Raw genomic sequence first — 14,998 nt, 5'->3', positions numbered from 1 at the left:
TCAAATCCAAGAAATGAGGGGTAGCGTGAGCATTCAAAGCCAAGTGGCCTATTCAACAGATCGGGCCAACCGATACATAGCAGAAAATATGGGAACGGTGAATCCTCTTTACCGGAATCTCTATCATGCATCACCGCCAGTGGGCTGGATGAACGATCCGAACGGTTTCGTCCAGTACCAAGGAGCGTACCACTTGTTTTATCAATTCCACCCGTATGATGCGAAATGGGGCCCGATGCACTGGGGCCACATGAAGTCGACGGACTTGATCCATTGGGAAGCCTTGCCTGTCGCCTTGGCACCGGATCAAGCGTATGACCGGTTCGGCTGTTTCTCAGGAAGCGCCATCGAGCGGGATGGAAAACTGTATTTGCTTTATACAGGCGTAACCGAAGCCGATGAAGAAGGCGTACATCACCAGGTGCAATGCCTGGCGGTGTCGGAAGATGGGCTGCACTTCGATAAAGTGCAGCAAAATCCGGTCATCCCGATCGCGGCCTTACCGGAGGATGCTTCCCAGATCGATTTCCGGGATCCTAAAGTGTTTGAACACGAAGGCATGTACTACACAGTTATCGCCTCCAAGGCTTCCGACGAGACAGGGCAGATTTTGCTTTACCAATCTGAAGACTTGGTGCAATGGGAGTTTGCATCTGTCTTCCTGAAGGGGACCAAGGAACAAGGGATCATGTGGGAGTGCCCTGACTTCTTCCGATTAGATGGGAAGGATTGCCTGATCTTCTCGCCGATGCAATGGCCGCAGGAGGGCGATGACTTTCAAAATTTGAATTCCTCGGTACTGGCTGTCGGCGAAGTGGATTGGACGACGAAACAGTTCCACCCGGAAAGTTACCAGGAGTTGGATCACGGGCTGGATTACTATGCTCCCCAAAGCCTGGAGGATGACAAAGGCAGAAGAATCTGCATCGGCTGGATGCAGATGTGGGGCAGAAATTTCCCGACTGATACACTAGGCCACGGATGGACAGGCTCGATGACGATCCCGAGAGAGCTGAAATGGGTAGATGGCCAGTTGAAGCAATATCCGATCGGCATCGAAGCCAACACCGAAAACCAGGTAGAAAGCAGCCGGATCATCATGATTGAAGATGCCAAAAAGACTATCCCAGGCATAGAAGGAGATTGCGGACTGCTGCAATTGAAAGTGGACATCTCCGAACTGGAAAAACTGTCCATCCTTCTCCGTGAAAACGAGAACGAAAGAACCGTAGTGTCCTTCGATAAAGAAAAGAATGAATTGGGAATCGACCGATCCGCAAGCGGCATCGTGCTGAAAGGTGAAGAAGCGACACCTCCCGTCAGCCGCAAAGTCACGCTGAATGGCGAGAGGTCCTATCTTGAACTCGCCATTTACTTGGATCATTCGTCGGTTGAAGTGTTTGAAAGAAATGGCGAAGCGGTAATGACCGCGAACGTTTATCCAACCGAGGAAGCCACGGGCATTTCGTTTGAGTGCAGCGGCAAAACGGTATTTGAGGAAGTGACTTTCACACCCTTCATTTAATCGGGTTTGTAGGTAGGCGTGACGGACAAATATTTTAGGAATGAAGGAGACGTTATGCGGTTATGCGGAAAGTATATACGATTGGAGAAATACTGATTGATTTTTTCCCGAGTGAAATCGGCGTGCCCTTGAAAGATGTCAAGGGTTTCACCAAGCAGCCGGGAGGTGCGCCGGCAAATGTGGCTGTGACTGTCAGCCGCTTGGGTGGAAAAGCCGGCTTCATCGGCAAAGTGGGCCAGGATGCCTTCGGTGACTATCTGACCGATATACTCGTGCAGAATCAGGTGGATATCCGTCACCTGTTCAGGACCGCCGAGGCAAACACGGCGCTGGCTTTTGTGTCGCTCCAGCAAAATGGGGAACGCGAATTTAGCTTTTACCGCAATCCCAGCGCGGATATGCTGCTGGACAAGGAAGAGCTGAATGAGCTTGTTTTCACGGCTGCAGACATCCTGCATTTTTGCTCGGTCGATCTGATCGAAGCCCCAGTAAAGTATGCGCATCTTGCAGCTTTGAAAAAAATGAAGCAGGCAGGCGGGACGATCGTTTTTGATCCGAATGTCCGCTTGAATCTATGGCCGGATCCGGAAATGCTGAAGCAGACGATCCAGGAATTCCTGCCGTATGCGGATATCCTGAAAATCAGCGATGATGAATTGGCGTTCATAACGGGCAAGGATTCAGAAGCGGATGGGATAGCGGCGTTGCTGAAGACGGAGCCAAAACTGCTGATCTATACAAAAGGCAGCAAGGGTGCGGATCTGTATTTCAAAGGCGAGAAAGCCAGTGTCGAAGGGTTAAGCGTCCGAACGGTTGATACGACAGGGGCAGGTGACTCGTTCATCGGGTCCTTCCTCTATCAGATAGCCAATAGGGTTAATTGGGAAGACTGCAGCTTGGATGAAATACGCGAGATGGGCACTTTCGCCAATCGTGTGGCCGCGTTGGTGACGACACGACCGGGCGGCATGCAATCCATCCCGACCCTGCAAGAAGTATTGATCTTGGAAGGATAGATCATTAAAAAGGACCGCTACCTAAATCGAGTGAGATTTAGGTAGCGGTCCTTTTTTATTTTAGGTTAGTATTTCGAGTAGGTCTGATTTGGAGAAATTATTCTCCTACAATTTCCATGAATTCTGCACCGGTGATGGTCTCTTCGACCAACAGGAAGCGGGAAAGTTCATGGAGCTTGTCGATGTTTTCGCTTAGCAATGCAGCGGCTTTTTCATGGGCTTTCTTGATGATGTCCAGAACTTCGCGGTCGACCTGTTCGGCCATGCCGGCGGATACGTTCATGGAAGTGTCGCCCCCCAGGTATTTATTGGTCTGGGTTTCAATCTGCATCATGTCGAAGGCGTCGCTCATGCCGTAGCGCGTAATCATGGCGCGAGCCATTTTGGTCATCTGCTCAATGTCGTTTGAAGCACCAGTCGTGATGCTGCCGAAGACAATCTCTTCAGCGGCGCGACCGCCTGCCAAGGTGACGATTTTGTTGAACAGTTCTTGTTTTGTCATCAACGATTTTTCGCCTTCCTCGATCTGCATCGTATAGCCGAGTGCACCGGAAGTGCGCGGAATGATCGTGATCTTGTGGACCGGCGCGGATTCGGTCTGCTTGGAGGCGACCAGCGCATGCCCAATTTCATGGTAGGCGATGATTTCTTTCTCTTTCGGAGAAATGACTGCATTTTTGCGTTGGTAACCGGCGATGACTGTTTCCACTGATTCTTCCAAATCGCTTTGCGTGACGGCGGTGCGGCCTTCACGGACGGCTCGCAGGCCACCCTCGTTGATGATGTTAGCCAATTCGGCACCGGAAGCACCGGATGTGGCGCGGGCAATCGTATTGTAATTGATGGAAGGGTCCATCTTGTAGTTCGTTGCATGCACTTTCAGGATGGCTTCGCGTCCTGCCAAGTCCGGCAGTTCAACCGGTACGCGACGGTCAAAACGACCCGGGCGCAGTAGGGCAGCGTCGAGGGATTCCGGACGGTTGGTGGCGGCCAGGAGGATGATGCCTTTGTTGGCTTCAAAACCGTCCATTTCCGCCAGCAGTTGGTTCAAGGTCTGCTCACGCTCATCGTTACCCCCGCCGAAATTGCCGTTGTCGCGCTTCTTACCGATTGTGTCAATTTCATCGATGAAGACGATACATGGGGCTTTTTCGTTGGCTTCCTTGAACAGGTCGCGGACTTTTGCAGCGCCGCGTCCGACGAACATTTCGACGAATTCGGAACCGGAGATGCTGAAGAACGGCACATCGGCTTCGCCTGCGACAGCGCGGGCCAAAAGGGTTTTACCGGTTCCGGGAGGTCCGACCAGCAGGATGCCTTTCGGATTCTTGGCACCGATATCCTGGTATTTTTTCGGTTGATGCAGGTAATCGACCACTTCGCTAAGCGCTTCTTTGGCTTCGTCCTGTCCGGCGACATCCTTGAACGTTTTCGAATCGTTGGCCTTCACATATACTTTGGCATTCGATTTGCCGAAAGACAATGCGCCACCGGCACCGCCGCCCATCCGTTTCGCCATCTGTTTCCCTAATAGGCTACCTAATCCCCAGAACAACAGGAGCGGTAAGACCCAAGAAACCAAAATCGAAAGAATCGGGGAGGCTTCAGTCGGGATCTCCTTGCTGAAGGTCACCTCGGCTTCCTCCAAGCGGGTGACGAGTGTCGGATCATCGATCAGGCCGGTGATGTAGACTTGTTTGTCGCCCGCATCATCGGTCGCGACGAAGGTAATCTGGGTATCCTCCAGTTTGACCTCGGATACGTCGCCCGTCGACACCTGTTTCAGGAACGTGCTGTAAGTCACTTCCTCCACGCTTCGGTTCATGTAGCTCGGCAATACGAAATAGTTCAAGAACATCAGGACGCTCAATGCCATCAGCAAGTAATAGGCTGTCGTTCTGCGTTTATCGGGGTTTTCGTTGTTCAAATTCACATTCCATTTTCGGTTGTTTTTATTTTTGTCATCTGCCATTTATGTCTGTTCAATCCTCTCGTTGTTGTTCGTTCATTTCCTGTATCAAAAGCTGCAATTCCTTGATGCCGACTGCAATTTTTTCGAGCCGTTCCTCGGACACGCCTTCCATCAGCAAGCAGTATTTGCTTTCGATATCCTGCTCCATTTTCTGAAGGATCGCTTGGCCATTTGGGGTGAGTTTCAGCGTTATGAAGCGTTCGTCGTCCGCGCGCCGTTCCCGCGTCAGATAAACTTGCTGTTCCAGCTTTTTGCAGATGGTGGAGACGTTACCGTTGTTCATATCCATCACCTTCGCCAAACGGTTGAGTGACAGATCTTCGCTCAGCTTAATTTCCATCAAAATCCGCAATTGCAGCGGGGTGATGCAATAGTCTTTAGCGACCGGGCACATCACGGTATCCTTGGAAACTTGGATGGTCCGCATCAGATCCCAGATCTCTTTTTTCAAAAAATCAATTTTCATTTTGAAATCCGCTCCTTTTCCGGATAATAGTTGTGATGTAAAACTATTCTAAATCAAAACTATTCTTTGTGCAAGCGGTTCAACTTACTCTTAAACAAATCCTAAATATTCATCCCCAGCAGGGATGATGTGAACCTACTATAGAGCTAGTGTGTGAAGAAAGCATGAAGATGATTGAAATAATTTCATAAGATATTTTTGCGGCGCGAGCGCTTTGCCGGAGAAGGGCGGCCGGAAGGGGAATCAGCTCCGACGAGAGGCCTCTGGCCGGAGGAGCGCTCAAAAAATTGCCCCACCTCCGACGAAGCCCGCCACCCAGGAGGAGAGCATTCGGAATGCGGACGAACTCCGGCGAAGCCTCAGTTCACCGGAGGAAATGACAAATGAAGATTGCTTCCTGATTACGGCGCTACTGTGTATAATGAAACAGAAGAATCTAGTTGACTATATTAAAGGACTGATGATCAGTATGAAAGCATATAAATATATCCAAACGCCGCTCGGGCAATACTTGCTGGCTGAAAACGGCAAGGGTATCACGTTTCTGGAGCATGTTGCATCGGAATTGGATCCGCGCATCGAAAAGGAAATCGCGGCCGGGGAAATGGTGGAGGCGGACACGCCCTTATTACTGGAAGGGGAGCGTCAATTGCAGGAGTACTTCAATGGTGAACGCCAGGAATTCGATCTGCCCTTGGATGCAACCGGTACGCCCTTCCAATTGAAAGTGTGGGAAGCTTTGCGCCAAGTCCCTTACGGCGAGACGCGCAGCTACAAGGAAATCGCCATCGCTGTCGAAAATCCGAAAGGTGTCCGCGCCATCGGGATGGCAAACAACCGCAACCCGATATCGATCATCACCCCTTGCCACCGTGTCATCGGTACGAACGGGAAACTTGTTGGGTATGCCGGCGGGTTGCATTTGAAGGAATATTTGCTGAATCATGAGACAAAGGTTGCAATCGAAAACAGCTCACCCCAAATGGATATCTGAATCATCGGGAGAAGGGATTCTCAATTAGGATACCTATTCTCAATCAGAGTATGATAAATAAGAATCCATGCTATCGTAAAGGCAAATTCTAAACGTCGCTATTTAGCAGTAAATTGAAATGATATACAACAGTAAATAATCGAAAAATTCAGAAAAGAGCCAGGAATCTATTGTTCTCGGCTCTTTTTACTTTGTGGAAAAGTATATAATGTCTGATTCGAGCTAGGGGAAATTGATTCTTGATCGCGTAAAAAAACCAGATGTTCAATACCAATGATTGTAATCGTTATCATCATAAGTTAAACCTATGATTCGGATAAAAATGATTGATTGGATATTTGGTTAGCCAGAAACTATACTTCAGATATCAAGTTGAGTAATGAGCAATCGATAGAACTGCAGTCTATAGGAACTTGTTACTAAAAGGATTCAACTGGATAATCACAAATCCATGGAGAATTGAAAACGCAAACATTTGGAGGGACGATATGTTAAGAGAACTACAATGCAGCATCTATCGCGGTGGCACAAGCAAAGGTGCATTCGTGATGGAAGAAGATTTACCGGAAAATAAAGAGGAACGCGATCAAATCCTATTAAAAATTATGGGCAGCCCTGATCAACGCCAAATTGATGGCTTGGGTGGAGCAGTCTCCACGACCAGTAAAGTCGCCATCATTTCAAAAGAAACAACAGAAAATTGGGATATCAACTATACTTTTGCGCAAGTCCAGATCGATAAGCCTTTTGTCTCCTATGCAGGAAACTGCGGGAATATCTCATCTGCTGTTGGGGTTTTTGCACTTGAAAATAATTTGGTGGATATAGCTGCGCCAATCACGACTGTCAGGGTATATAATACAAACACAAAGAAAATCATTCACGAGCATATTCCTACGCCGAACGGGGAGATTACCTATGAAGGCGATTTTAGTATCTCGGGTGTACCCGGAACGGGCTCGAAGATCGAACTGGAGTTTTTGAATCCGGAAGGTTCCTTCACCGGCAAACTGTTGCCGACAGGGCATACCAAAGACGTACTGAAAATTGCTGATTACGGCGATGTCGAAGTATCCATCGTCGATGCGGCAAACCCGCTAGTGTATGTCAAAGCAGAAGCTATCGGTTTTGCAGGAACAGAGACGGCGGCTATGATCGATGCGGACCCGGCCAATTTAGTGCTGTTGGAAAAAATCAGGGGCGAAGCGGCCGTCAAAATGGGCTTGGCCGATAAATGGGAAGAAGCCGCTACAGTGACACCGGGAGTGCCAAAAATGACGATCGTGTCAGCAGCGCAGGATTTCATTACGGATAGCGGGAAAGAAATAAGCGTATCCGAATATGACCTTTCTATCCGAATGATGAGCATGCAGAAAGCCCACAAAACCATCGCTTTGACAGGGGCTTTGTGTACAGCAGCCGCCTGCGCGATTCCGGGCACCATCCCGAATGAAGTGCTAGGGAACGAAAATGTGAAGAATGAGATCGTACTTGGGCACAGCGATGGCCTCATTTCAGTAGCCATGAAGTATAAAAATGAAGATGGAACGATAAAAATCGAATCTGTATCAAGCCACCGGACTGCGAGAAAAATCATGGTCGGTAAAGTCTTCTATAAAGGATAGAAATAACATAAAGAATAGGAAGTGTTGAAATGTTAGCATTGTTAGGCTATGGAATGATCGTTACCTTCATGGTTTTGTTATTAACCAAGAAAATGTCACCTTTTGCAGCATTAATTTTAGTTCCCGTCGTTTTTGGTTTAGCCGCAGCATTTATAAGTGGAACACCACTTTTGGAAGTATTTGATTGGATTTTTGGAGGTTTGTATTACTCTCTGGATGAGAACAAGACACTTATCGGTAAAGGTGTAGCCCCAACGATTACATTATTGCTGTTCGCCATCCTTTACTTCTCGGTTATGTTGGATGTCGGTCTATTCGATCCATTGGCTACGAAGATGATCAGATGGGCAAAAGGCGATCCAATGAAGATTTGTGTCGCTACTGGTGTTATCTCCTTAATCGTGTCACTGGATGGTGATGGAACAACGACTGTGTTGATCGTAACGACAGCGGTTCTGACGCTTTTCAAGAAAATGAAGATGAACCAGCTTTATTTGGCGGTAATCATCGGATTCTGTAACTCGGTAATGAACTTAGTCCCTTGGAGTGGTCCGATGGCGCGTGCGATGCCGGTGTTGAACTTGACACCGAAAGAATTTTTCGTACCCGTTATCCCAGGTATGATAGGCGCAACTATTCTAGCGATGTATATGTGTTACTTCTATGGTAAAAAAGAACGCGCTCGTCTGGGCTACGTTCAAGGTAGCGGCATCATCCATGACAGCGACTTGGAACACATCATTAAAGAAATCAACGAAAAAGATGCGTATTTGAAACGCCCTAAATTGATTTGGTTCAACTTTATCCTTACAGCTGCAATCATGACAATGTTGATCATGGACGTCATCAATGGTGGAATCCTATTCGTACTTGGTACAGCCATCGCGTTGTTGGTTAACTACAGACAGTTGAACCTGCAGTCTTCCCGTCTGATCGCAAATGGTGGAGAAGCACTAGGGCCAGTAAGTTTGGTTTATGGTGCAGGTATCATCATGGGTGTTCTGAACGGTAGCGGCATGAGCACAGCCATCGCACAACAAATGGCTGGCATGATTCCGGAAAACATGGGTGCCTACATTCCATTCTTCCTGGCTTTGATTTCTTTACCAGGTTTGTTCTTCTTGCCAAATGACGCTTTCTACTTTGGGATCCTGCCGGTATTGGCACCAATTGCTTATCAATACGGTGCAACACCGACTGAAATCGGTGTCGCTTCCATGATGGGTCAAGCCATCCGTTTTGCAAGTCCATTAGTAGCCTTCCTTTATGTTTTGGTTGACAGAACAGAAGTCAGCTTTGGTGATTACTCAAAAGAATACCTGAAATGGGGTCTTCCAAGCTTTGTGATCCAAACAGTTATCGCCATTCTGATCGGTGCGATCCCGCTACCTTTCTTGTTTAATTAGTCATCAAACAACTTCCCGACAAAGGTCAATCAAGGTTCTGATGTAAGGAGGCAGTTTTCGCCCTTTTCGGTAAGCCACAATCATATCCGCATAATGTGGCTTGCCCTCGAAAGAGAAAAAGCGCGGAGCATTGCCGAATTTCAAGTGACGGATATGGGTCTCGTTCAAAAAGGAGATCCCGTATCCCGTCATTGTCAGATTGACAGCTGTCTCGATATTCCGAGTATGCGTCACTTTATTCGGGACGAAATGATGTTCCGCAAAAATCGCTTCGGCGATCTGGCCGGTACGCTGATCGGGAAAATGCAGAATGAACCGATCCTTTTTGAACAAATGCAGATCAATGGAAGGATAGTTGCTGATCGGATTAGGAACGCCTTGATTGATGCAAGGATGTCCTGAGGGCACAGCCAACAGGATCTCTTCCGATTTGATGATTTCATAGTCCAGATTCAAAGCGTGGTGCGGCATGTTCATGATCGCGATGTCCGCTTCGCCGTTGTTGATTTTTTCTTCTACAACTTTGGAAGATTCTTCGATCAACTCGACTTCGATATTTGGGTAGATTTCATTAAATTTCGGCAAGATATCAGGAGCCAGATAGGAACCGCGCATGAAGGGAATGGAAACGCGCAGACGGCCGATTTTGTTGTCCAATATATGGGCAGCTTCATCGTAAAAGTTTTCGCGCATACGTAGAATCTCGATTCCGGCAGCCAAAAAACGTTCACCAAGGAAAGTCAATTCATATTTCTTTCCGATTTGATTGAAGACTGGAAATCCTAATCGGGCCTGCATGTTTTTGATGTACATGCTCAATGAGGGTTGTGAGATGTATAGAGACTCAGCTGCCCTTGTCAAACTGCCGCAGTCGTTGATTGCCTTCACGTATTCGATATCTTTCATTTCCATAGAAGCATCCCCTTATCATAGGTTTTGATTATGATATACATAAAAAATATATATTTCATTTATGTTTATTATAGGGATACAATCACACTAAGTAAATACAAGAATATATAAATTGGAGAGGTACTATACTATGAATAGCAAGCAGAAATCAATTAAAACCATCACTACAAATGGGAAGGCGTATAAGTACTACGATCTGAAATCATTGGAAAATGAAAAAGTGACGATCGCCAAATTGCCATATTCCATCCGTGTCTTGCTGGAAAACTTGTTGCGACAAGAAGACGGCAAGGTGATCACTGAACAACACGTCCTGTCCTTGGCCAACTGGAAACCCCTCAATGAGGTGAAAACGGAGATCCCCTTCAAACCATCCCGTGTCATTCTGCAGGATTTGACAGGCGGAGCGGCAATCGTGGATTTGGCAGCATTGCGTTATGTGACCGATAAATTGGGTAAAGATTCCGCAATCATCAATCCGGATATACCGGTGGATTTGGTCATTGACCATTCCGTTCAAGTCGACTACTCAGGATTCAATGATGCCTTCAGAATGAACGCGGAAATTGAGTTCGACCGGAATCGCGAGCGTTACGAATTCTTCAGCTGGGCGGAAAAATCGTTTGATTCCTTCAGTGTTGTTCCACCAGCGACAGGGATTGTCCATCAAGTGAATTTGGAATACTTGGCTGATGTGGTTAAAGAAGCTGAAGCCAATGGGGAAACCATCCTCTACCCGGATACTTTGGTGGGAACCGATTCGCACACGACGATGATCAACGCTTTGGGTGTCCTTGGTTGGGGAGTCGGCGGCATCGAGGCAGAGGCAGGCATGTTGGGACAACCTTGTTATCTGCAGCTTCCGGATGTCGTTGGAGTCCGCTTCACAGGCAAACTTCAAAACGGGGCAACAGCAACTGATTTAGCTTTAAAAATGACCCAAGTATTGCGTGATCAAAAAGTGGTCGGGAAATTCGTCGAATATTTCGGTGAAGGCCTGAAGAACTTGACGATTGCCGACAGATCGGTCATTGCCAATATGGCACCGGAATACGGAGCGACTTGTGGTTTCTTCCCGGTTGATGACGAAACATTGGGCTATCTGCGCTTCACCGGCAGAGAAGGTGCAAAAGTGGACAGAATCGAAGCCTATGTCAAAGCGAACAACCTTTTCTACAATGATGCAATCGAACCAGAGTATTCAGAGCTGATCGAAATTGACCTTTCAACAGTGGAACCAAGTTTGGCCGGCCCGAAAAGACCGCAGGACTTAGTGAAGCTATCCGATGTCAGCAAGGAATTTAAAGCGGCATATGCCGCACCGATGGGGAATCAAGGCTATGGTTTGGATGCAGCTGATATCGACAACAAAGTGACGATCACCTACGAAGATGGCTATCAAGAAGAAATGGAAAACGGAGCGGTATCCATCGCGGCCATCACAAGCTGCACGAATACAAGCAACCCATACCTGATGCTCAGCGCCGCTTTATTGGCCAAAAATGCAGTGGAAAAAGGGTTGACCGTCAAACGCTACGTCAAAACCTCCATGTCGCCGGGATCGAAAGTGACGGCGCGCTATTATGAAAAATCGGGCTTATTGCCTTACCTGGAAGCGCTAGGCTTCAATATCATCGGCTACGGCTGCATGACGTGCGTGGGCAACTCCGGACCGTTGAGACCGGAAGTTAGCGAAGCGGCGAAAGAAGGCAACATCCTGCTTTCAGCAGTTTTGAGCGGTAACCGCAACTTCGAAGGACGCATCCATGCGGAAGTGAAAGCTGGCTACTTGGCTGCGCCGCACTTGGTCATCGCCTATGCCTTAGCGGGCAATGTCAAAGTAAATCTGGCTACCGATCCGATCGGGACAGATAAAGAAGGACAGCCTGTCTATTTCAAGGACATTTTGCCGAGCAACGAAGAAGTCCAAAAAGTCGTGAATGAATCCGTTCTGGCGGATATGTTCAAAGAAGAATACCGTTCCGTATTCGATTCAAACGACTTGTGGAACAAAATTGAATCAGCAGATAAACCGGTCTACGACTGGGATGCCGATTCAACCTATATCGCAAATCCGCCATATTTCGAAAACTTCCAATTGGAAACAGAACCGATTACGAGTCTGAAAGGGATGCGCGTTTTAGGGAAATTCCAGGATTCCATCACAACCGACCATATCTCACCGGTCGGAGCCATCGCAATGAAGTCTCCAGCCGGAAAATATTTGATGGAGCATGGCGTGAAACCGAAAGATTTCAATTCATACGGAAGCCGAAGAGGACATCATGAAGTGATGGTACGCGGTACTTTCTCCAATATCCGTCTCAGAAACGCTTTGGCGGATGGGTTGGAAGGCGGATTCACCAAGTACATTCCGACCAATGAAATCATGCCGATTTTCGATGCCAGCGTGAAATATAAAGAAGATGGCACCGGTTTGGTCATCCTGGCCGGAGACGACTATGGGATGGGATCTTCCCGTGACTGGGCAGCGAAAGGCGCCAGACTTTTGGGCGTCGATGCGGTCATCGCGAAAAGTTTCGAACGGATCCACCGCTCGAACCTGATCATGGTGGGGGCGCTTCCGCTGGAATTCCTGAAAGGCGAAGATGCAGACACACTGGGATTGACAGGATTGGAAGAATACGCGATTGCGATCACGGATGAAGTAAAACCGAATGAAGTGATCACTGTCACCGCTCGAGCTGCGGACGGAACGGAAAAAACATTCCAGGCAATCGCAAGACTGGATTCTGAGATCGAAATCGACTACTACCGCAACAAAGGGATTTTGCCGATGGTGCTCAGAAACAAGATTAAATAAGCTTTTCTTAATGTGCTATTTCGAGTAAAACGATAAATAGAAGAAGCCGGCCCCGACTCCGGCTTCCAGAATACGCAAAAAGCAGGCCCGTAACAGCCTGCTTTTTGCGTATTTTACCTTTAGCAGGCCATTTTATTTTAGAGAACCAAGTCAATTTCAAATCAAGGCATTAAATTGAAAAAAGAGGCAACCTCGAAAAGTGAGGTTGCCTCTTTTTTCACTCCACATACAAAGATAATTTCTTCTCGATGCGTGTCTGGAAAGCAGCGAAGACGCTGCAGACTGCCCAGTAGATGAGCGCGACCAGGATGTACATCGTCATATAGTCGAACTCGCGGCCACCCACGATTTTGGCGTTCTGGAACATTTCCGGAACGGTGATCATCGCCGCCAAGGATGAACCTTTTATCAGGTCCAACAGCACGTTGCTCATCGGCGGAATAGCAATCCGCAGGGCTTGCGGCACGATGACTTTCCGCATGATGAACGACCATTTCAGCCCCAACGCATAAGCCGCTTCCCATTGCCCGTGATTGACGGAATTCAATGATGAACGGATGATTTCCGCGCTGTAGGCTGCCGAGCTCATGCTGAAGCCGATGATGGCCGCCGTGACGGCAGTGAATTGGATGCCGATGAACGGAAAGCCGAAATAGAGCAGGAACAAAATGACCAAAGTAGGGGTTCCCCTCATGAAGGAGATGTAGAGCCGTGCCAGCCAACGCAGTGGTTTCCACTTGGCCAGCTGCAACATAGCAAGGAAAAAGCCAAGCAGCGTGCCGTTCACCATGCTGGTCAACGCGATTCCAAGTGTATAGCCCATCCCTTTCAGGACGTACGGGAGGCTTTCCAGAGCCAATTCCGGATTGAAGATATACTGCCATTGGATGCCTGACATGTCTTTTCCACCTCTCTGTTCTACGTTTCTATTTAACGTCGCTTACGTCGATCACAGGGAAATCATATTCGATCTGGACAGTCACATCCGCACCGTCGTAGAACTGTTTCGACAATTCCGCCAAAGTGCCGTCAGCACGCATTTCATCCAAAGCTTCGTTGAATTTATCAGTCAATTCGTCATTGCCTTTTTTGATGGAGAAATTAGTTTCGGACGGATTGTAGAAAATGTCATGCACTTTAACAGGGATATCAGGTAAAGCAGCAGTCGCCAATTTTTGTGCATAGTAGTCGTTCAGGATAACGTCGGTCCGTCCGTTCGCTACGTCAGACAAGTACATATCGTTTGTCGCGTTGTCGTAGATTTTCTCTTCTGCGCCGAAGTAACGGGCGACTTTCATGTAAGATGTTGTTGCCGCACCCGCAGCGATTTTGCCTTTTAAATCTTCCAGCGTTGCGATGCCGGAATTATCGGATTCTCGGACAACCATGGCACCGAATGAATATTTGTATGGAGTTGTATAATTGTATTTGTCGGCATTTTCGCCATTGCGGTCGATCCCGAATGCTGCAACATCCACTGCGCCGCTGTTGACGGAAGTAAGCATGCCGTCTACGCCCATTTCCGTGAATGCCACTTCCACGCCGATGCGCTCAGCGATTTCACGAAGGATTTCCACCTCGTAACCGGTCAATTCATCGGTTTCTTTGTCGTGATAAGAATTAGGGTAAAGCGTTCCGGAAGTGGCTGCTTTCAAAACGCCTGCTTCCTCAATCTTGTCCCATGCTGTTTCTGAATCAGTTAACACCGCTGTATCAGTAGCGCTGCTGTCGACTGTTTCGCCGTTCCCGCAGGCCGCCAAAGTCAAACCTAGTAATGCTGTCAAACCGCCAAATAAAACTCTCTTTTTCTTAACCATCCGTGAAACCTCTCCTTTTTCCTCGAATAAGAACTAGACATAAGATAGCACGTATCCAGGCCGAAAGCAATCGTTTTATCTATAAAAATAATACAGTTTTACATGCTGTTATAAACCATTTTCATCGGGAAGATTGAACAAAATGAACATGTCTTGTTGCGTGGTTCCGAACATTCGCTCGGGATGTTGATACAGTTCGCAATACAGTTTGTGAAGTGGGGAACAGCCCCCGCAATATGCAACGAAAGTTACTGAAAACAAGCGGAAGGCACATAAGGGAATTTTATCTCGTGGCGAGCCGGAATAGTCGAATAGGTGGCGACCCCCAAAAGTTAGAGTTTTTATTATGCAGCCGTTTGGCTGGCTTGGATTCGGTATTGGACTGGGCTGAGACCAGCTAATTTTTCTTTTGATCGAACATGGTTATACCAATGGATATAG

The 14,998-nt window shown here is 47.7% G+C and carries 12 protein-coding genes; 6 read left to right on the top strand and 6 right to left on the bottom strand.

The window, feature by feature from the left end:
* The first annotated feature begins 25 nt into the window (after nucleotides 1-25).
* Together WBM30_RS07900 and WBM30_RS07895 are read left to right on the top strand one after the other, a co-directional pair.
* Nucleotides 26-1,525 carry a glycoside hydrolase family 32 protein gene (locus tag WBM30_RS07900; protein WP_424900189.1) on the top strand — a complete coding sequence of 500 codons (1,500 nt, stop codon included), beginning with the start codon at nucleotides 26-28 and terminating at the stop codon, nucleotides 1,523-1,525.
* A 62-nt stretch (nucleotides 1,526-1,587) separates the two neighbouring features.
* Nucleotides 1,588-2,541: a carbohydrate kinase family protein gene (locus tag WBM30_RS07895; RefSeq protein WP_424900188.1), complete on the top strand. Its 954-nt coding sequence runs from the start codon at nucleotides 1,588-1,590 to the stop codon at nucleotides 2,539-2,541.
* A 97-nt stretch (nucleotides 2,542-2,638) separates the two neighbouring features.
* Here the strand turns inward: WBM30_RS07895 and ftsH are convergent, their stop codons facing one another.
* Both ftsH and WBM30_RS07885 read right to left on the bottom strand, forming a co-directional pair.
* A complete protein-coding gene (gene ftsH, locus WBM30_RS07890; RefSeq protein WP_424900187.1) occupies nucleotides 2,639-4,513 on the bottom strand; it encodes an ATP-dependent zinc metalloprotease FtsH in 1,875 nt (624 codons plus the stop codon).
* Nucleotides 4,514-4,523: 10 nt separating this feature from the next.
* Entirely contained in the window at nucleotides 4,524-4,979 is a 456-nt protein-coding gene (locus WBM30_RS07885; protein ID WP_424900186.1) for a MarR family winged helix-turn-helix transcriptional regulator, read from the bottom strand.
* 469 nt (nucleotides 4,980-5,448) lie between these two features.
* On the opposite strand from WBM30_RS07885, the gene WBM30_RS07880 reads away from it, so the two are divergent.
* From WBM30_RS07880 to WBM30_RS07870, 3 genes are all read left to right on the top strand, one after another.
* Nucleotides 5,449-5,973, top strand: a complete 525-nt coding sequence (locus WBM30_RS07880) for a methylated-DNA--[protein]-cysteine S-methyltransferase (protein WP_424900185.1) — start codon at nucleotides 5,449-5,451, stop codon at nucleotides 5,971-5,973.
* A 488-nt stretch (nucleotides 5,974-6,461) separates the two neighbouring features.
* A complete protein-coding gene (locus tag WBM30_RS07875) occupies nucleotides 6,462-7,598 on the top strand; it encodes a 2-methylaconitate cis-trans isomerase PrpF family protein (RefSeq protein ID WP_424900184.1) in 1,137 nt (378 codons plus the stop codon).
* Nucleotides 7,599-7,627: 29 nt separating this feature from the next.
* Entirely contained in the window at nucleotides 7,628-9,004 is a 1,377-nt protein-coding gene (locus tag WBM30_RS07870; protein WP_424900183.1) for a CitMHS family transporter, read from the top strand.
* A 3-nt stretch (nucleotides 9,005-9,007) separates the two neighbouring features.
* Here the strand turns inward: WBM30_RS07870 and WBM30_RS07865 are convergent, their stop codons facing one another.
* Nucleotides 9,008-9,916, bottom strand: a complete 909-nt coding sequence (locus tag WBM30_RS07865) for a LysR family transcriptional regulator (protein WP_424900182.1) — start codon at nucleotides 9,914-9,916, stop codon at nucleotides 9,008-9,010.
* Between the two features lie 130 nt (nucleotides 9,917-10,046).
* Here WBM30_RS07865 and acnA point away from each other — a divergent pair, with 130 nt between their 5' ends.
* Complete coding sequence (gene acnA / locus WBM30_RS07860) at nucleotides 10,047-12,740, top strand: aconitate hydratase AcnA (RefSeq protein ID WP_424900181.1); 2,694 nt, start codon at nucleotides 10,047-10,049, stop codon at nucleotides 12,738-12,740.
* Nucleotides 12,741-12,957: 217 nt separating this feature from the next.
* On the opposite strand, the gene WBM30_RS07855 is transcribed toward acnA, so the two are convergent.
* The 3 genes from WBM30_RS07855 to WBM30_RS07845 form a co-directional block, all read right to left on the bottom strand.
* On the bottom strand, nucleotides 12,958-13,638 hold the full coding sequence (locus WBM30_RS07855) for an amino acid ABC transporter permease (RefSeq protein WP_424900180.1): 681 nt from the start codon (nucleotides 13,636-13,638) through the stop codon (nucleotides 12,958-12,960).
* A 28-nt stretch (nucleotides 13,639-13,666) separates the two neighbouring features.
* A complete protein-coding gene (locus WBM30_RS07850) occupies nucleotides 13,667-14,557 on the bottom strand; it encodes a transporter substrate-binding domain-containing protein (protein WP_424900179.1) in 891 nt (296 codons plus the stop codon).
* A 344-nt stretch (nucleotides 14,558-14,901) separates the two neighbouring features.
* A complete protein-coding gene (locus WBM30_RS07845; protein WP_424899724.1) occupies nucleotides 14,902-14,994 on the bottom strand; it encodes an IS3 family transposase in 93 nt (30 codons plus the stop codon).
* Nucleotides 14,995-14,998: the final 4 nt, after the last annotated feature.

This window comes from Trichococcus sp. (assembly GCF_049684335.1).
GTDB lineage: Bacteria > Bacillota > Bacilli > Lactobacillales > Aerococcaceae > Trichococcus.
The sequence above is the reverse complement of the archived record's forward strand: the minus strand, read 5'-3'. Positions and strand labels throughout refer to the sequence as shown.